Origin of the sequence: Tunicatimonas pelagia (genome assembly GCF_030506325.1) — a bacterium.
Classification (GTDB): domain Bacteria; phylum Bacteroidota; class Bacteroidia; order Cytophagales; family Cyclobacteriaceae; genus Tunicatimonas; species Tunicatimonas pelagia.
The window spans coordinates 5995767-6013233 of the sequence record NZ_CP120683.1 but is presented as its reverse complement, the minus strand read 5'-3'; the positions used below and the strand labels follow the sequence as shown (position 1 = coordinate 6013233).

Here is a 17467-nt window from a genome sequence, read left to right as displayed (position 1 = left end):
TTTTTCGCTACCTGCCATCCAACATTCACCACTCATTATTCATTACTCACTATTCATTAGTCATCAGTCATCACTTGCGGAAGCACGAACTATATTATGAATAAACGATAGCTTGGCAGCTACTGCATCGGATATTACGAACGGATACATATCGGGCTGACCCATGCTACGGTTAATGCTATTCATCGCAATGGTCAGGGGAAGCCATAGCTCTAAGATACGATCAAACCTTCTTATCCGGTAGGGGTCGCGATCTATCTCGGCGATTAGTTTTTCCTCTTCGGTTACCCGAGGTTGTATTTGCAGACCAAACGCATAAGCGGTAGCTAGGGTGTCTACCATGTGCAGGTAATGCGCCCAGGTTTCCGCCCAATCTTCCCAAGAATGAGCTGTAGCGTAGGAGCTAATAAAACTATCGCGCCAGCCAAGCGGTGGCCCTTGCTGATAGTGCGATTGCAGAGCCTCACCGTAGTTCTGTCGCTCATCGCCGAAGAGAGCGCGATACTCCGGTAGGTTATTGCTATCGGCAATGAGCAGTTCCCAGTAGTAGTGCCCTACTTCGTGCCGAAAGTGTCCTAACAAAGTGCGATAACGTTCGCCCATATCTTGCCTCATTTGGGCTCGATGAGCATCATCCGCTTCGTTAATATTGATGGTAACCAACCCCTGAGCATGTCCGGTAAGAACTTTCTGTATTTCGCCTTTTACATCAATCCAGTCGGCCAGAAAATCAAAAGCCAATCCAGTAGTAGTACTTACCGGTTTGGGGGTTAGCGGTAGTTTCATTTTTAGTAACGTGTAGACCAAGCGATGCTTGGCAGTTTCCAGTTTTCGCCAGAGCTTCAGATTGTTTTTGTCTGCCAAATCGGGCACGGTTCGGTTAAGCTGACAAGCAGTACAGTAATTATTTGAATCATAAGCCGGAATTAACCAATTACAGGCGTCATACTGGGCATTGGCGCAGTATCGATAAACCTCTGCCTGATTGTCGTAGGCCTGAAACGTCTTATCACCGGCCGAGACTAGCGTTAGTAAGTCCATTGAATCAGGAGTGAACCCTAATGGACTATGGCAGCGTTCGCAGCGAACATTTTCAAAGTACAACAACTGACCGCACTTCTGACAACTGAATAATTTCATAGTTAAACCACCCTAATTTGCAGGATTTCCCAGCCCAATCAATACGCAAAACTCGCCTCAATGTTCACTAAAAACGAGAACAATTGTTTCTGATTTCCCCACCCGCTGGTACGTGAAGTCGCTTCGTATCACCATCATGGAATGATCGCGATGACAGATCGGGTACTAACAGCACACCGCATCAAACTCAAACACCTTCAGCCTCAATTTCAAATTTGATAGAACACTAAAATCATCGGCTTAGGTATTCACCAGCACTGTAATCTTTCGGTCTAATGCTTCTTCTAGCACCTTTTTATTGCGATCAGCCGCCCACAGTTCAATATCTAGAGTAGATGAACCGGAAGGAATAATTTTAACTTCTTTTTTTGAAATCTGACAACGTACATTCCGAACCAACTGGTTCTTGGTGGTATTAAGCCCGGTGGCAATACGAAGAATTCCTGCTAGGATAGCAACTATATTTCGCTGTCGCTTACTGAGTTTACGATACTTTTTCTGGGATTTAGATGGTTCGGCTTTACGATGGTAGCGGGCTACGTGACCAACCAGTAGTATCTCCTCATTGGTAAAGCCTCTCAAACGAGCGTGTTTGATAATGTAACGGGAATTTTTATGGTAGCGTTTAAAGCTGATGTACTGCCCTACCTCATGCAGTAAAGCTGCATATTCTAAAATGTTTTGCTCGTATACTTTCAACGAATGTAGCGAAGAAAGTCCGCAGAAGAGTTGCGTGCTTAAAGCAGCCACATGCGATGCCTGCTCCAGATCAACATCGTACTTCAGTGCCAGTTGAGCGGCACTACGATAGCGTAAATCTTCGTGCTCAGATAAATCTGCTCCTTTTTTGGCGTACTGCTGAATATGGTCAATAATCAATCCTTCGCGCAGCGAGGCATCACAGAGCGTGATTTCTTTAGCCTCAGCGAGTTGAAGCAGTTGCGTTAGCAGCACTCCTCCCAGATGAATAGCATCGGCCCGACGGGAACTGACGGCCTTCACATCCGTACGCTCATCGGCTTCTAATTTAAGTAGCTTTTTAGTGAGCTTTTCCAGGTCAGCGCGAGATACTTTCTCCGCGTTGACTGACTGTAGGCTTTCTTCTCCGGTTTCAATTAATACCGCTTCGCCCAGTGTGCGGATTGTCCCAGAAGTACCGATCATCTGGCTAAATCCGTGCTGCTTCGCTTCATTAATCACATCGCGAGCTACTTGTTTGATATGCGCTTCCAGTACCTTCAGTGCTTCTTTCCCGATAGGCCCCTGATGGTCGAACATGTCCAGCAAGCGGCGCACCCCTAACTTAACGCTACTACGAAATAGTACTTCTTTTTCATCGCCTACCACAACTTCGGTGCTACCGCCACCAATATCCAGCACTAACGCTTTCTTTCCTTGTAAAGCAATCGCTTGCCGAACCGCTAAAAAGATAAGTCGAGCTTCTTCTTTACCTGAGATCACTTGCGGAGCAATCCCGGTTTCCTTCACGATAGCATCCAAAAATTCACCTCCGTTACGCGCTTCTCGAGTGGCACTGGTAGCCGCAGTAATAATCTCATCTACCCCTAGCTGGTCGGCCAATTGTACGTACCTTCTAATTACTTCCAACCCTTCCTCGTACGCCCGATCACTCAGTCGATTGGTAGCAAATACCCCCTCCCCTAGTTTCACCATTTCCTTCTCCCGCTCAATCACGTCAAAAGTATTGTTACGCTGAACTTGTACCACAATCATGTGGATAGAGTTAGTACCAATATCGATAGCGGCTAGTTTCATGAATTATTTAGGATTTATGGACTATTGGTTAAAATTAGCAGAAATTGAACCCTAACAGAAATAGTAACATCGGAGACCAGAAACCGGAGTCCAAAAATTTGAACATTTTATATTTCCCCGGTCTCCCTTCTCCGGACTCCATCAATAGGTACTATTGAGCTCAAAATCTTCCCGCTGGGAATCGAGGAGACGACCGTGCTCGCACTTGAGCACCCGGGCGGGGTAGTTTCGGACAAACTCGTGGCTATGGGTAGCCATCAGCACGGTAGTGCCCTGCTGGTTTATTTCTCGAAACAGACTAAGAATACCTTCGGATACACTGGGGTCGAGATTTCCGGTTGGCTCGTCAGCTACCAGTAGAATAGGACGATTAATTAATGAGCGAGCAATAGCCACCCTTTGTTGCTCTCCGCCAGATAACTGGTGGGGCAGTTTGGTTCCGGCTGAACCTAAGCCCACTTGCATGAGCACTTCTACCAAGCGTTTTTTCATACTAGCTCGCTCTTTCCAACCCGTGGCTCGCATTACAAAATTGAGGTTCTCATCTACCGTACGGTCGGCAAAAAGTTGAAAGTCCTGAAAGATAATACCCAGCTTGCGCCGAAGGTAGGGCACATCTGAACGGCTAATATTTTTAATGGCGTAGCCCGCTACATCCATCTCGCCAATCCGGAGAGGCAGATCGGCGTAGAGGGTTCGCATCAGCGAGCTTTTCCCGCTTCCGGTACGACCTACTAAGTACACAAACTCCCCCCGGGCTACTGAAAAGTGTACATCTTCCAGCACTACCTGATGCTCCTGAAAAATACAGGCATTTCGAACGTCTACCACCGGCTGACCTGAGAAAGAGTTGTCTTTCATTATATCTCCAGTTTTTGAATTTTTCCGAACGGCAATCCGGCAATCACCTTTTCCAGCGCCTCTTCTTTTCCTTCCAGTCCGTATTTATGTAGATTTTTTAGTGCCCGATCAGCCCGAAAGTAGGCAATCAGTACAAAATTATTGTCCCGTAACTGAATGTAATCCGGTATTTTCGCTTTTCCCTTTACTTTAATGATGTACATATTCCCACGCACTTTTTCAGGGTGAAGGTAATGAAAAAACGGAAACCGGAGAATGGAGACGGGAAACCGGAATCAGAAGATAGAAGCCTTGAGTAACTGATGATGGACTGTGGACTAGAGAGAATTAGATTCTCAAACGATTCTTAAACAACTGTTGACAAAGGACAAAAAAAAGCGGGTATCGCACCGCTACGACCGCCTACCCTTGCTCCATTCCTGGCCTGGGGGAGTTCAGCAGGAGCTGGTCGTACCCGCAGTGCAAAGGTATAAGAATTTTATGGTTTGCCAAAGTACTAAATGCAAGTATGCTCCTTACTATTCTAGTTGTGATACTTTTTGCTCAATCTCGACAGCCGTTTTTTCCCGTTCAGCATTTACCGCTCGATACATTTCCAGTAGCTGTTGCTTCATCGAGGCAAATAGATCGCTTTTTACCTTAGATAGTTCCTCTAGCTCTTCGGGGTCATTCACTACATCGTACAGCGTAAATTCAGTGGGCAGCGTGAATGCTTTGTTTTGAAATCCTCGTAGCACATAATTCCCTTCCCGAATCGCAACTACCGGACTTGGCTTATCTACTTTCTGACTACCATCTAGCCGACGGTCATACCCCTCACCTATCGTGACAAACTCCCGAGGATCTTCAAACTGCCAGTACAGGGGCTTTTCCCGCTCAATAGGTTTTCCTTCAGTCAAATGACTCAGAATACTAACTCCGTCTAGCGGACGATCATTGGGCAAGGGTTGCCTTACTAGTTCGCAGAAGGTTGGTAAGATATCCAAAGTGCTGTTGGGAGCATCCGAGATTCCGGGAGCGATTTTACCGGGCCAACGAACTAAACCCAGTACGCGAATTCCCCCTTCGTAAAGCTGATACTTCTGCCCTGCCAAAGGGTAAGAGGTTCCGTAACAGTAGTAAGTAGCTTCCCACTTTTTTAGTACATCGGGACCATTATCACTAGAAAAGAAGAGCAGGGTATTGTCAGTAAGATTAAGTGAATCCAAACTACTAAGCAAATTGCCGATAGTCGCATCCAGATGGGTGATATTAGCGTAGTAAGCATCTTTTCGGGCATCGCCCGTATTGTACCTGCTAACGTATTCGTCCGCCGCGGCTACGCGAATATGCACTGCATCGTACGGTAGATACAGAAAAAACGGACGGGATACATCTCGTTCCTCTTTTAACCAATTTGTGGCTGCTTCGGTAATAATATCGCTAGTGTAGCCCTTAATTGGTCCCAGTGGCTTTCCATCTACGCTGAAGAAATCGCCTGGATGTTGTTGGGTGTTTGTTTTCAGAAGTCGAGTGAAATGCGGATTTTCCTTGCTAACCATACCTGCCTCGAAGCCTTGTTGTTTAGGAAAAGAGCCCGTCCAGCCAGTCCAACTCTTTGGGTCTTCCCAATCAGCTCCGTTTAGGTGCCATTTTCCGAAAATAGCCGTTTGATAACCCGCTGACTGTAGCACTTCAGCAATTGTAACTTCTCGGCCGGGTAAAAAAATGAGGTCATCATCCCGATTGTCGCGGATGTACAAATTGATATTGTAACGAGTGGGAGTTCTACCTGTGAGCAAGCCAGCCCGAGAAGGCGAACATACCGGCGAAGCTGCGTAGTGATGCTGTAATACGAGACTTTCGCCGGCTAGCTTTGCTAAGTTTGGGGTCTGCACGTAGGGGTTACGAAACGCCTTGCCTTCGGCTAAACCAAAATTCACATCACCGTAGCCTAAATCATCTACTAGAATAACAATAACATTGGGCTGAGCTTGGTCGGAATTCTGAGCCCAGAGCGAATGAGTAGTTAGAAGTATAGGCCAAATTAACCACAATGCTATTAGGTGCGCTAAGTAAGTAGTCGTATTAGCCATAGCGAAGTTACTTGGGTAAGGCGGTTCTCTGAGAATAAATTTGATTACTTTATAGATTATAACTTGGTCAACACGCCTCCTAGCTCGGCCCGGAGTTTGATCTAAGTAGCATAGGTATACGCACTGCTACCGAGCTTCTGTAGCTTTTTTAGTAACTCCTCCTCTTCCTTCGTCAGATTTTTAGGCGTTACTATTTTTACTTCCACAAACAAGTTACCTGTTTGTTCCTTTTTCTGGTAAACTGGCATTCCTAAGCCCTTCAGCCGAAGAACTTTTCCACTATCGGTACCTTTAGGAATAGTAACGCTAACTGTACTACCCTTCAGCGTTTTAATCTCCACTTTGCCACCCAGGGTAGCCGTATACATATCTACTTCCTGCGTACTATATAAGTCATGTCCTTTACGCTTAAAATACGGATGGCGAGCCACTTCCACCGTTAAGTACAAATCACCCGCTGGCCCACCCTGAATGCTGGGTTGCCCCTTTCCTTTGATTTTGAGTGTCTGACCATCTTCAATACCCGGCTTAAGCTTTAAGCGCAACCGATTTCCATTTAGGTTAATCAATCGGGTACCACCTTCGTAAGCATCTTCCAGGGTAATGGTCACATTCGCTTGAATATCGGCTCCCTTAAAAGCCCCACTTTCTCTTCCCCTCGGATCGCGGGTATGACCGGGTCCTCGCCCAAAAAAGCTCTCGAAGAAATCGGAGAAACCGCCCCCATCGCCAAACAAATCAGAAAAATCACCGTCGTACTGAGTAGCTCCGCCCCGTCCGGCGTAGGGGTTACCTCGGTAACCACCGTTGGTTCCCTGCTGCTGGTATTGCTTCCAGTTGGCCCCCAGTTCATCGTACTGCTTGCGCTTCTCGGGGTCTTTCAGCACCTCGTAGGCTTCGGTAATTTCTTTGAACTTCTCCTCTTTGGCTTTATCGCCTTTATTTTTATCAGGATGATACTTTACCGCCAACTTGCGGTACTTTTTTTTAATTTCCTCCTGCGAAGCAGTTTTGCTTACTCCCAATACTTTATAGTAGTCTTTGTATTCCATATGCATTATTAGCTTTCATTTTCCTTCCGCAACTTCTCAAGCTCCTCTATCATTACCCAAAACATTATTCATTGTCTTTTCCGTCTTGGTTCTGTTTGTCAATAGTAGTTATTTCTTATTGTACTTCTAACTTATCATATTTCTGGTTACGTGCTAATTATCACGAAAAAAGGTGGTTGGTGTTGGGCTAGGCAAAAAAAAGGCGAGTAAATTACCCGCCTCTTTACCACATGCTATGTACATATTTACTTAGCCAATCTCAATAGTACGTGCTGGCTTAGGCTTCATCTCTTCTCGCTTGGGCAAGGTTAAGGTAAGAATACCGGCTTCGTACTTGGCGGCTACTTTATCGCCATCCACTGCATTTTCGGGCAAGCGGAAGCTTCGGCTAAAGTTGTGATAACGAAATTCTCGCTTCACAAAGTTGTCATTCTTATCCTCTGTACTCTCTTCTTTCTCTACTGAAACAGTTAGTACATCTTGGTCTAACTGTACTTTGAAATCGTCTTTCTCAAAACCAGGCACGGCTAATTCCAGGGCAAAGTGATCTTCAGTTTCTTTTACATTCGTTGCTGGCAAGCGACGACCACGCTGACCACTAGTGTCAAATAATTGATCTAATTCTTTGGTCACAAAATCATCAAAGAATCGAGGGAATGCTGTGTTATAACGTATCAAGTTCATAGTATTTAGTATTTTAATTATTGGTTTAATTGATTACGCTATTGTAGAAACAAACTGAATACCAATGCCGAAAATCACGAAATTAGAGCTTTATTAATGACAAAATGTCTTATTTTTGAGAAGTACTCGATTATTTTATGTCATATTGACATCTTCAATCATAAAAGTTATCATACACTTTGTCACTGGTTTGCTTCCTCTTAACTGAAAATGTATCTTTTGCTGACGCAAACCTAACCACTATGCAACTTTCACTTTCAAAAATATCTTACGGTCACCCTCTTTCTAACGTATTAACTTATTTGGCAGCATTTTCTCTGGTAGTCGGCTGCCAGTCAAATCCGGAACAGACTAGCAAAAACACTACTGAGGAAGCTGAGACGACTCCCGCCACCACCGCCTCTTTTGAAGCGTCGCCCCAAGCAGTGGAAGAAGTAGAAGTCAATACGTTAGAAGTTGGGGCTAAAGCCCCGGATTTTCGTTTACCCGGAGTAGACGGAAAATATTACGAACTAGCTGATTTTGATGATACCGAAGTACTAGCCATTGTTTTCACCTGTAACCACTGCCCTACCGCCCAAGCTTACGAGCAACGGGTGATTGACCTAGCCAATGATTATGAAGGCCAAGGAGTAGCGGTGGTTGCCATTTCGCCCAATAGTCCGCTCTCGCTGCTTTACGGTGAATTGGGTTATTCTGATTTGGGCGATACCTACGAAGATATGCAGGTTCGGGCCGAGGATATGAACTACAATTTTCCGTATCTCTACGATGGCGACGATCACGCCATGTCTATCCAGTACGGACCTGTGGCGACACCACACATTTTTGTTTTTGATAAGTCTCGAACTCTACAGTACGTCGGACGATTGGATGGCTCCGAGAAACCAGGCTCAGCGAATGCTGAAGATGCTCGCGCAGCAATAGATGCCGTTTTGTCGGGAGAAGCGGTGTCTGAACCTAAAACCAAAACTTTTGGCTGTTCGGTGAAGTGGGCCTGGAAAGATGAATACAAGGAAAAAGTATATGCCGAGTGGGAAGAGAAACCGGTGAACCTGGAAATGATAGACGAAGCGGGTATTGCCGACCTGCTGAAGAACGATACAGATAAACTTCGCTTAATCAATGTGTGGGCTACTTGGTGTGGCCCATGCGTGCTGGAGTACCCTGAGTTTGTAGTAATGCACCGCATGTATAAAGATCGCGCTTTTGAGTTTATCTCCATTAGTGCCGACCGGCCCGAGCAGAAAGAAAAGGCGCAGAAGTTTTTAGAGAAGGAGAACTCAGCCGTACCGAACTACCTCTTTGCCAAAGATGACAAATACGCCCTCATTGAAGCCATAGACCCCGAGTGGGAAGGAGCGTTGCCCTACACTGTTCTAGTTGAACCCGGCGGAAAGCGCATCTACAGCCAGCAAGGCACCATTGAACCCCTCGCACTTCGTAAAACCATTGTGGAGCATGAAATAATGGGACGTTACTATTAATCATTGGCGATTTTTCCAGGTCATTTTCCATCCAGCGAAGTATCAAAATTCCGCTAGATTGACTCGCAGAGCACCGATGATATAAGAAAAATAACGGCAATGTATATCCGTTACCCGCTAATATCAGGCGTATAACGGAGATATTGCCATTATACAATTGTTACCTACCATAGAAAAAATGATTAAATTTGCTTATGAACAAAAAATCAAAAGATGCCAGAAATAAGCAGATTTTATGGAATCATCATACGGATGTTCTACAATTGAATGGGCAATAGAACATCGGGATGAATTGTTAAGCAATTAGCAAAAAGCCAGGGATCATGAGACTTTAGACAAAATTGAACCATTAGACTGAAACGAAAATAATATGATAAGTATAAAGAATTTTAGAATAATAGATGACAAGAAAATTCATTTCAATTTCAGCGATGGTACAGAGAAAACAATTGACTTTAAACCATTTATTGGGGAAGACAAATTAAGTAGACCTTTGTCAGACCCAGCTTATTTTCGAAAGGTGGAGTTATATGAAAATGGACGGGGAATCTACTGGCCTAATGACTATGATTTTTGCCCCGACTTTCTGCATCAATATCAGGCGAATGAAAAAGCATTAATGACTGAAAAAAGCTAAAACGGCAGGTAACATTATGTACCAGCCATGCCTCTTTGAAACGTATTCGGAAGTTTGTTTCTCTAAGTGCTGAAAATGAAACCACGAACAGAAAGCGCAAACAACCCGGCCCGGCTGCTGCATGGGTCGCTACAATACTAATTTTAACCAGTCACCTTATTATTTTTCTGAAAGAGTGGTGAAGGTTTGGAATCTTTGGATTTGAGGCCAGGTAGATTTTGAAAAACAAACTGTACTACAAGCTAACTTAGGGTATGCGCTATCAAAAAATCAGTCCATCACCTCGTCTTCAGCAGTATGTTCGGGGATACTACGTGCTGGAACACTCGTCGCAACTTAGTACTCCTTTTGAAGTAAAGAGCTCGGTTAATCCGACTTACGCATTCGTGTTCAACTACGGGGATTGCTACCAACTGTGTAACCCTACAGTGGGTAACGAAACGGTACCATCGTGTTTTCTCACGGGTATCTCGCTGAGCAATTACATCCTAAGGTTTAGCGGTACAGTAGGGTGTTGCGGCATCTTACTTTGGGGCACTGCCTTTCAAAATCTATTGCCTACACCCCCGGCAGAGGAACTACTAGATCGGCGGGTAGATCTACGGGTACTTTTGGGAAACAAAGCTGATGAAGTTACCGAGCAAATCAAAGCGGCCTCGGGTGATCAGGAGCGAATCATGGTACTGGAGCAGTTTATGCTGGATTTACTGGAAAAATCACCGAACGCGGACACTCCCATTGATCATGCAGTAGACAGTATCCTCCGAAAGAGAGGTATGCTCTCAATGGATGAATTAGCGAATGAAGTTTGTATGAGCCCCCGTCAGCTGCGCCGAAAGTTTAAAACGAAGGTAGGTATTGGACCTAAGACCTACGCCCGATTGAAGCGATTTAATTATATAAACCACTGTTTGTCGAGCAACCCAAACCTGTCGTGGAAAGAATTTATTAACTACGGAGGATTCTACGATCAGTCTCATTTTATTAAAGAATTTATGGGCCTCTCCGGTGAGAACCCAATGAAATACATCCACCAACGTAAGAGTCTGCGCGAGCAGCTCCTCCGCTCATCATAAATTGACCGTTTTTTACAATATTCCGATATACGTAACCTATACTTTAGCGGCAGTCAGTATAATTATTCTGGCGGTTAATTTATCATAAACCTAAACCTTTTAAGTGATGAGTGAACAAAACAAACAATTAGTAAAAGAGTATCTGGAGGCGGTTAGCGGACATGAGAAAACCCGTGATTTGATTGACAAATATGTGTCTGACCAGGATTCGGAACTAAAGCAGCACATTGAGGTATTCGAAGCTGCGTTTCCACTTTATCGTCTGCATATTCAGGATTTAATTGCCGAAGATGATAAAGTGACGGTGCGCTTCCGGTTTGCGGGGACGCATAAAGCTGAATTTATGGGAATGCCCGCTACCGGCAACGATGTTGAAACGGATGGCATTATCATTTACCAATTAGAAAATAACAAGATTATCAACCACTGGATGCAGGTAGATGCCGTAGGGCTAACCCAACAGTTGCAGGCCGAGAAAGCGGTGGTGTAGCGGTTAGTGATCTACCCTCTGGCAAAGGTAATTCAGGCACATCTCTCGGTAGCGATCCAGATTTTTTATGGGACGGTTGGGTACTTTGGCCTCATCGTCCCAATGGCGCATTTTTATCATCAGATCAAACAGCTCATCCTGTTCAAAGGCTTGGGCTTCGTCCGCCGCCATTGCTCCACCCTGATACTGTAGTGTTTGTTTGCTAGCCTCCGATAGGGTTTCGTAATAATTGGGGTTGCAAAAGGTAAGGTATCGTTTGGCCGCTACGTGGCCTTCTATCAGCCGTGCCATTCGTTCAGAAAAACCCCGTTTCCGTAAAAAGTCACCTCCCAGCCTGTCGTGCTGCTGGGCTCCTAGTTCGCCCATACGCTCCGCTGGTTCATGCTCCAGAAAATGCCCAATGTCGTGGAAAAAGGCGGCTAGTATCACTTCGTCACCAAACCCTTCTTGTTTAGCTAAATGAGCACTCTGCACCATATGCTCGGTTTGAGTTACTGACTCACCGTAAGCATCATTTCCGTAGCGTTTGTAGAGCGTGAAAATCTGATCAGTAAGCGTTTGAGGAGATAAATCAGCCATGTATTTTTTCTGCTAAGATATAATATGGCAAGAGCGGAGCTGCATCGTCTTTTTTAAGTTTCTGTTATCTTTTTCCTTCCGAAGCGTAGCGCTGTTTATATTCCTCCCATGTTTGATGAGACTTCTTCAAGTGAACAGCCTTATCCTGATCAATGCTGTAGCACTGTAAACCTACCGGCCCGTCGAATCCTAAGTCTAAGAAAGTTTTTAGAAAATCGTAGGTATCAAAACTACCTTCGCCCAAGGGTTGAATAAATGAAGCCCAAATGTCACTGGCGTCCGATGGAGTAGCATCAGCTCCGTTGAGACTGATCGCAAATAGATACGGAGAAGCCGCTTTTGCCAAAGCGGGTAGTTCCGCCCACGGATCTCGGTCGAGATTGTAACGATTGGCTAAGTAATGGCATAAGTTGAACGTGATTCCCAGGTTACGGCGGTTTGCTTTACGGGCTACCCGGATAGCATCTTCCACTTTCTCAATCCAAAAGTAGCGGTGGGGATACAGCATCACTCGCACGTCGTGCTGTTGAGCCAAATCGGCCACTTGCTGCAAAATTGGTACGGCTACTGAATCGTACTCAGCCGAAGAAGGCGGATACTGCTTACTAGTAACGAAGAACCAAGGCATAGTGCCCGTTCCGGCAATTTTTTTGAGCACTTCTTCTAGCTGCGGATGGTAGGGCTGCGCCGGATCATCCAGATTGATATTGACGTAAACCGTATATAGTTTGAGATTATCTTCCCGAAGTGCCTGGTACACTTCATCAAAATTATCCAATCCTTGCTTTTCCATACCAGGATAATCATTGTCCAGCAATAGCTGTATTTGCTCATCCACCGTATCGTAGATACTGTCTTTCACCCCATTGTTGAAAACGAAAAGTGGGTTATCCAGCGTTTGACCAGATGCTACCGAAGCTATCGCCAGCCAAATTAAGAGGAGTGCAAAACTGTTTCTCATAAATTAATTACTTCAGGATGCAGCTCCGCCACTGGTGGGAAAGTAAGAGAAAAAACCGTTGGTGTGCCCGGTTGGGACTGTACCCGAATACTACCACCGTGCAAGGCCATAATATGACGAGACAGACTCAACCCAATTCCTGAGCCTTTCTCTTTAGTGGAGAAAAAGGGGACAAAAATCTGATCTAGTTTATCGGGGGGAATACCCGAACCATTATCGGCCACTTCCAGTACTGTCTTCTCACCCTGTTGCGATGCCTCGAGCGAAATAGTTGGCTCGGGTTGACCTGCCACTGCTTGGATACTGTTAGTAAGTAGATTGATAAATACCTGCTCAAGCTGTCGATGGTCGGCCAAAACAGACAGACTCTCCGGTTGGCAGTGCGTGCGTAAAACGATGTTATGTTTTTCAAACTCACCTCGCATAAGCAGACTTACGGTATCAAACAGCGATTGTACTGACAGCGGTTTGCGCTGCGGCTGCGGAACTTTGGTCAGGCGACGATAATCTTCTACGAAGGAAAGTAAGCCATCAGTTCGCTTTTGAATAGTACGCAACGAATACGCCAGGTCTTCCAGATAATCCGAACTTATTTGCTCTTTGGTTTTTACAGTACCTTTATCGTTTTCCAGCATCATCAGCAACGTTTCGGAAAGGGAAGAAATAGGCGTAACCGAATTCATAATTTCGTGGGTCAGAATTCGGATAAGCCGATGGTAAGCCTGGGTTTCGCTACGATTTATCTCATCTTCAATATCGTGCAGGGTAATGATCCGGTACGTATCTTTCAGCAAACGAACCTGGCTAAGCTGCACCGATAACCTTCGGATTTCTCCGTGAAGTGATAGTTCTACTAGCTGACTATCGCCATCCTGCATGTTTTCTACTGCCTGGGCCAACTGCGGACGATTAAGCTGAATATTTTTCCAATGATGGTAGGCCGAGGTTCTCAATAGTTCTAAGGCCGGAGGATTCATCAGCGTAATTTCATCTTTACCCTTTACTGAGATAATCCCTACTTTTAGATGCTTTACCAGCAAACGTAGATACTGAAACTGGGCTTCTTTCTCAATTTTCACCTGCCGATAGGCTTCCATAATCTCCCGCATAGCCGGGTGCAGATGCTTAAAACCCGAATGGCGGCTCCGCGAAAAGTTAACCGTAAAATCGTTGTACTTAATGGCTAACAGAAACTTAGCCAACTCAGCGTTGGTCTGGGTAACAAAGCGAATCAGTTCGTACACCTGAATGAGAATGATACTACCTAAAATAATCTGATTGAAGAACAGATCGGCCCGCCCGAAAATCAATACCAATCCGGTAATGGTAGCCAGCAGTAGAACTACCCGCAAAACTACCAGTACCGAAAACCACTTGAGAATCATAATGAGCGAAGTGTTAGGGTGTTAGGGTGTTAGGGTGTTAGGGTGTTAGGGTGTTAGGGTGTTAGGGTGTTAGGGTGTTAGGGTAAGTAGTGTTTAAAGGCGAAGTATTACAACTTACAAGTTTTTAAGTTCTGAGTCATTATAGCCGGACGACTATATGTAAAACTCAAAAGTATGCACTCAAACCTCAAAACTTTGCACCCTAACACTACACGCTATTCCATCCCCAAAAAAGACTGACCAAATTTATTTTTCAGATCGTACCAAACCGAATGGATGTGATTAGGTTCACCGCTGCGGTTATCGTACTCAATCAAAAAATCAGCACTTTGAATACGATAGTAAACAGGAGCACCAGAGTCAGTCGATCCCGACCAGGCAAAAGTCAGATCGTCTGGTAAGCCATTTTTCCAATCTGCCAGATACGCTTGAGCGGCGGCCTCCTCAAAAGTGTTCACGTAGTGCTCAATAATCTGCCTTAGCATTTGCTGTTGCTGATTACTCATTTTCTGAACGGGTAGTCCCGCCGGATTTTGCGTATGTGGTTCGTCACCCGTGCGGGTCAGAATATCGGCGTATAGTTCTTCCGAAACTAGGGCTTGCTGCTGCTGATCCTCGTTTAATGATTGCATTAATTCTCGGCTGGTGTTAGAAGGAACGTCCAGTATTTCCAAGCCCGCAAACGGGCCATCGGGCACCACGGCCGGGTCGGCCCCCAGAAACAGCGGGGTAGTAGCTACCTTTCCGTCTACGAACGAAACATTGATAGATAAATGGTGGCCTTCCAATTGCCAAGCCCAGTTCTCGGTAGCGGATGGATTGCCAAAGATGGTTACCCAGTAATTGTTGTGTCCGTAGTAGAGGGCGGTAGGATTGTTAGCTTTCTCCCGGTCACGTTTACGCCGCTCATCATTCCAGAAAATCCAGTTTATCTGAAGATAGCCCAGATCGCTCAGGCTGGTGCGTAGCAGTTGCTGTACCAGTCGTCGCTGGGTATCGTCCATTTCCTTGAGCGGAATTCCCTTCCGGGGATACTCGTTGATGGGAAGGTTACTCCATTCCTGACGATCGGTATCGTCAAATCTTAAAAGCATATCCGCTCGTCGCTCCCGGTTGAAGCTCATCAGTAGATTTTGGGCATCTTCGGCCGAAGCGGCAATAAATGCTGCCGTTCCTTCTGCTGATTGTCCGTAGGCCACCGTTTGCCAAAGAATACTACCGAGCATTAATAGCCTGATTGGCCAAAAAAAATGTATCTTCATGAGTTAAGTAGATTAGGTTATTAGCCAAAATACTTCTTTTCCTTAATAAGCACCAAACTTCTTAGCATTAACATCGATTAAAGACAATCTTAATTTTTGTTAAAATCCGACAGGCCGGAACTCTTTTTGGCTATTTTCATTTGGTAATTCTCAAAACAGTACGCAGATTTGCGAATTATTCAAGAAGTATAGTAAACCTATAAAACTACACTAAACCTACACTGGGTTATGGACATTCAGATCGAGCATCTTTCGAAGTGGTATGGCCCCCAAAAAGCAGTAGACGACATTTCGTTCTCCGTAAAAACCGGGGAGATTTTGGGGTTTCTGGGGCCTAACGGAGCGGGTAAAACCACCACCATGAAGATGATCACCAACTACATTGCCATTGGCGAAGGTGACATTACCGTAGGTGGTACGTCGGTAAAAAACGATCCCGAATTTATCAAATCCCACATCGGCTACCTGCCCGAAAACAATCCGCTGTACCTGGATATGCCGGTGATTGACTATCTGGAATTTTGTGCGTTGCTGCAAGGCGTATCCAAAGCCCAAGTGGACGAGCGAATCCGGGAAATGGTACGAAAGTGCGGGTTGGATGCTGAGAAGCACAAAAAGATCGGTGAGCTTTCTAAGGGTTATCGTCAGCGCGTTGGGCTAGCTCAAGCCATGATTCACGATCCAGAAATTCTAATTCTGGACGAACCTACCACCGGGCTGGATCCCAATCAGATTGTAGAAATCCGCAAGCTGATCCGGGAAATTGGTCAGGCTAAAACGGTAATTCTGAGCACCCACATTCTGCCCGAGGTAGAGGCTACCTGCGACCGCATCTTAATTATCAACAAAGGAAAGATCGTGGCCGACGGTACCGCTTCTACCCTACGTAAACAAGCCCAAGGTCAGGAGATTGTCAAGGCTAAAATCGAGGATACTTCAGCCAACGAAGCACTGGAGGCTCTGAAGAAACTCCCATCGGTAGAGCAAGCGACTTACTTCAACTCGCACCAAGACCAGTTCGAGATTCAGGGTAAACCCGATGCGTCGCCCGCCCGTGACATCTTCAAACTCTGCGTAGAAAAAGGCTGGGTACTCACCGAACTTACTCCCATTGAGACGAAGCTAGAAGACATCTTCCGCGACTTAACTGTCAATTAGAAAATCACAAATTGAAAATGGACACCATGCGATAGCTTTCCAAGCAGCACCTAATTTTCACCTTTACAATTATCACTTGTCAACTTGTATGAGAACAATTTGGATTATCACTCAACGAGAACTACAAACTTTCTTTGATTCACTGATTGCCTATATTTTGCTGGTAGCATTTTTGGGCTTTAGCGGATTCTTTACCTGGCTCTACGGCTCCGATGTGTTCTTTGTCGGCCAGGCCAGTTTGCAATCGTTTTTCAGCATCGCTTACTGGACGCTCTTCTTCTTCATTCCGGCCCTCACCATGCGGATGCTAGCCGAAGAAAAGCGAGCGGGCACCATTGAATTGCTGCTGACCAAAGCCGTGACCGACCGCCAGCTAGTCATCGGTAAGTTTCTGGCTTGTCTACTGCTGATTGTAATTGCCCTACTGTTCACGCTGCCGTACTACTTTACTATCAATAGTTTGGGTGAAGTAGACCACGGAGCCATTTGGTGCGGTTATCTGGGCTTGATTTTGATGAGCGCGGTCTATATCAGTATTGGTGTTTTTACTAGCAGTACGACCAATAATCAGATCGTGGCTTTTCTCAGTGCGCTCTTCATTGGCTTATTCTTCCACATTATTTTTGATGTGCTGGCAGATAGTTTCACCGGAACGATGGGCGAAGTATTCAGCACGCTCAGTTTATCCACGCACTACGAGTCGCTTACCCGAGGAGTGATTGATACCAAAGACCTAATCTACTTCTTTTCCCTCATCATCCTCGGCATCGTCCTCTCCGAAGTGAGTCTATCCAAACGAAATTTAGTGTGACCGATTTCCAATGACAGCCCAATTAATCATTCG

Annotated in this window: 17 protein-coding genes and 1 other RNA gene; 6 read left to right on the top strand and 12 right to left on the bottom strand. The window is 45.4% G+C overall.

What is annotated here, in order from left to right:
* Positions 1-63 precede the first annotated feature (63 nt).
* From P0M28_RS25745 to P0M28_RS25710, 8 genes are all read right to left on the bottom strand, one after another.
* On the bottom strand, positions 64-1140 hold the full coding sequence (locus tag P0M28_RS25745) for a zinc-binding metallopeptidase family protein (protein ID WP_302206279.1): 1077 nt from the start codon (positions 1138-1140) through the stop codon (positions 64-66).
* A gap of 240 nt (positions 1141-1380) precedes the next feature.
* Complete coding sequence (locus P0M28_RS25740) at positions 1381-2916, bottom strand: Ppx/GppA phosphatase family protein (protein WP_302206278.1); 1536 nt, start codon at positions 2914-2916, stop codon at positions 1381-1383.
* 141 nt (positions 2917-3057) lie between these two features.
* Positions 3058-3777, bottom strand: a complete 720-nt coding sequence (locus P0M28_RS25735) for a cell division ATP-binding protein FtsE (RefSeq protein WP_302206277.1) — start codon at positions 3775-3777, stop codon at positions 3058-3060.
* Positions 3777-3980 (bottom strand): fructose-6-phosphate aldolase, encoded by a 204-nt coding sequence (locus P0M28_RS25730; RefSeq protein ID WP_302206275.1) that lies wholly within the window; start codon positions 3978-3980, stop codon positions 3777-3779. Before P0M28_RS25730 ends, P0M28_RS25735 begins: the two co-directional genes overlap by 1 nt.
* Before the next feature lie 168 nt (positions 3981-4148).
* Positions 4149-4238, bottom strand: an RNA gene (ffs, locus tag P0M28_RS25725) — signal recognition particle sRNA small type.
* A gap of 57 nt (positions 4239-4295) precedes the next feature.
* Positions 4296-5852, bottom strand: a complete 1557-nt coding sequence (locus tag P0M28_RS25720; RefSeq protein ID WP_302206273.1) for a sulfatase-like hydrolase/transferase — start codon at positions 5850-5852, stop codon at positions 4296-4298.
* Positions 5853-5953: 101 nt separating this feature from the next.
* Positions 5954-6904, bottom strand: a complete 951-nt coding sequence (locus tag P0M28_RS25715; protein WP_302206272.1) for a DnaJ C-terminal domain-containing protein — start codon at positions 6902-6904, stop codon at positions 5954-5956.
* Between the two features lie 249 nt (positions 6905-7153).
* On the bottom strand, positions 7154-7588 hold the full coding sequence (locus tag P0M28_RS25710) for an Hsp20/alpha crystallin family protein (RefSeq protein WP_302206271.1): 435 nt from the start codon (positions 7586-7588) through the stop codon (positions 7154-7156).
* A gap of 242 nt (positions 7589-7830) precedes the next feature.
* Here P0M28_RS25710 and P0M28_RS25705 point away from each other — a divergent pair, with 242 nt between their 5' ends.
* The 4 genes from P0M28_RS25705 (at position 7831) to P0M28_RS25690 (ending at position 11278) form a co-directional block, all read left to right on the top strand.
* Positions 7831-9075, top strand: coding sequence for a redoxin domain-containing protein (locus tag P0M28_RS25705; protein WP_302206269.1), 1245 nt, complete (start codon positions 7831-7833; stop codon positions 9073-9075).
* A 370-nt stretch (positions 9076-9445) separates the two neighbouring features.
* Positions 9446-9712, top strand: coding sequence for a DUF2442 domain-containing protein (locus P0M28_RS25700; RefSeq protein WP_302206268.1), 267 nt, complete (start codon positions 9446-9448; stop codon positions 9710-9712).
* A gap of 254 nt (positions 9713-9966) precedes the next feature.
* Entirely contained in the window at positions 9967-10788 is an 822-nt protein-coding gene (locus P0M28_RS25695) for a helix-turn-helix domain-containing protein (RefSeq protein ID WP_302206267.1), read from the top strand.
* 106 nt (positions 10789-10894) lie between these two features.
* A complete protein-coding gene (locus P0M28_RS25690; protein WP_302206265.1) occupies positions 10895-11278 on the top strand; it encodes an ester cyclase in 384 nt (127 codons plus the stop codon).
* A 3-nt stretch (positions 11279-11281) separates the two neighbouring features.
* Here the strand turns inward: P0M28_RS25690 and P0M28_RS25685 are convergent, their stop codons facing one another.
* The 4 genes from P0M28_RS25685 to P0M28_RS25670 form a co-directional block, all read right to left on the bottom strand.
* On the bottom strand, positions 11282-11857 hold the full coding sequence (locus P0M28_RS25685) for an HD domain-containing protein (protein WP_302206263.1): 576 nt from the start codon (positions 11855-11857) through the stop codon (positions 11282-11284).
* A gap of 64 nt (positions 11858-11921) precedes the next feature.
* On the bottom strand, positions 11922-12818 hold the full coding sequence (locus P0M28_RS25680) for a sugar phosphate isomerase/epimerase family protein (RefSeq protein ID WP_302206262.1): 897 nt from the start codon (positions 12816-12818) through the stop codon (positions 11922-11924).
* Positions 12815-14203 (bottom strand): sensor histidine kinase, encoded by a 1389-nt coding sequence (locus tag P0M28_RS25675; protein ID WP_302206261.1) that lies wholly within the window; start codon positions 14201-14203, stop codon positions 12815-12817. The genes P0M28_RS25680 and P0M28_RS25675 overlap by 4 nt, the downstream gene beginning before the upstream one ends.
* Positions 14204-14418: 215 nt before the next feature.
* Positions 14419-15465 (bottom strand): DUF3500 domain-containing protein, encoded by a 1047-nt coding sequence (locus tag P0M28_RS25670; RefSeq protein ID WP_302206259.1) that lies wholly within the window; start codon positions 15463-15465, stop codon positions 14419-14421.
* Positions 15466-15693: 228 nt separating this feature from the next.
* On the opposite strand from P0M28_RS25670, the gene P0M28_RS25665 reads away from it, so the two are divergent.
* Together P0M28_RS25665 and P0M28_RS25660 are read left to right on the top strand one after the other, a co-directional pair.
* Positions 15694-16623: an ATP-binding cassette domain-containing protein gene (locus P0M28_RS25665; RefSeq protein ID WP_302206257.1), complete on the top strand. Its 930-nt coding sequence runs from the start codon at positions 15694-15696 to the stop codon at positions 16621-16623.
* 88 nt (positions 16624-16711) lie between these two features.
* Positions 16712-17434 carry an ABC transporter permease subunit gene (locus P0M28_RS25660; protein ID WP_302206256.1) on the top strand — a complete coding sequence of 241 codons (723 nt, stop codon included), beginning with the start codon at positions 16712-16714 and terminating at the stop codon, positions 17432-17434.
* The last annotated feature ends 33 nt before the right edge of the window (positions 17435-17467 follow it).

What these genes read in the sequence shown, in the direction of transcription:
- P0M28_RS25745 (WP_302206279.1), bottom strand. Translation starts at nt 1,140, where the DNA reads ATGAAATTATTCAGTTGTCAGAAGTGCGGTCAGTTGTTGTACTTTGAA.
- P0M28_RS25740 (WP_302206278.1), bottom strand. Translation starts at nt 2,916, where the DNA reads ATGAAACTAGCCGCTATCGATATTGGTACTAACTCTATCCACATGATT.
- P0M28_RS25735 (WP_302206277.1), bottom strand. Translation starts at nt 3,777, where the DNA reads ATGAAAGACAACTCTTTCTCAGGTCAGCCGGTGGTAGACGTTCGAAAT.
- P0M28_RS25730 (WP_302206275.1), bottom strand. Translation starts at nt 3,980, where the DNA reads ATGTACATCATTAAAGTAAAGGGAAAAGCGAAAATACCGGATTACATT.
- P0M28_RS25720 (WP_302206273.1), bottom strand. Translation starts at nt 5,852, where the DNA reads ATGGCTAATACGACTACTTACTTAGCGCACCTAATAGCATTGTGGTTA.
- P0M28_RS25715 (WP_302206272.1), bottom strand. Translation starts at nt 6,904, where the DNA reads ATGGAATACAAAGACTACTATAAAGTATTGGGAGTAAGCAAAACTGCT.
- P0M28_RS25710 (WP_302206271.1), bottom strand. Translation starts at nt 7,588, where the DNA reads ATGAACTTGATACGTTATAACACAGCATTCCCTCGATTCTTTGATGAT.
- P0M28_RS25705 (WP_302206269.1), top strand. Translation starts at nt 7,831, where the DNA reads ATGCAACTTTCACTTTCAAAAATATCTTACGGTCACCCTCTTTCTAAC.
- P0M28_RS25700 (WP_302206268.1), top strand. Translation starts at nt 9,446, where the DNA reads ATGATAAGTATAAAGAATTTTAGAATAATAGATGACAAGAAAATTCAT.
- P0M28_RS25695 (WP_302206267.1), top strand. Translation starts at nt 9,967, where the DNA reads ATGCGCTATCAAAAAATCAGTCCATCACCTCGTCTTCAGCAGTATGTT.
- P0M28_RS25690 (WP_302206265.1), top strand. Translation starts at nt 10,895, where the DNA reads ATGAGTGAACAAAACAAACAATTAGTAAAAGAGTATCTGGAGGCGGTT.
- P0M28_RS25685 (WP_302206263.1), bottom strand. Translation starts at nt 11,857, where the DNA reads ATGGCTGATTTATCTCCTCAAACGCTTACTGATCAGATTTTCACGCTC.
- P0M28_RS25680 (WP_302206262.1), bottom strand. Translation starts at nt 12,818, where the DNA reads ATGAGAAACAGTTTTGCACTCCTCTTAATTTGGCTGGCGATAGCTTCG.
- P0M28_RS25675 (WP_302206261.1), bottom strand. Translation starts at nt 14,203, where the DNA reads ATGATTCTCAAGTGGTTTTCGGTACTGGTAGTTTTGCGGGTAGTTCTA.
- P0M28_RS25670 (WP_302206259.1), bottom strand. Translation starts at nt 15,465, where the DNA reads ATGAAGATACATTTTTTTTGGCCAATCAGGCTATTAATGCTCGGTAGT.
- P0M28_RS25665 (WP_302206257.1), top strand. Translation starts at nt 15,694, where the DNA reads ATGGACATTCAGATCGAGCATCTTTCGAAGTGGTATGGCCCCCAAAAA.
- P0M28_RS25660 (WP_302206256.1), top strand. Translation starts at nt 16,712, where the DNA reads ATGAGAACAATTTGGATTATCACTCAACGAGAACTACAAACTTTCTTT.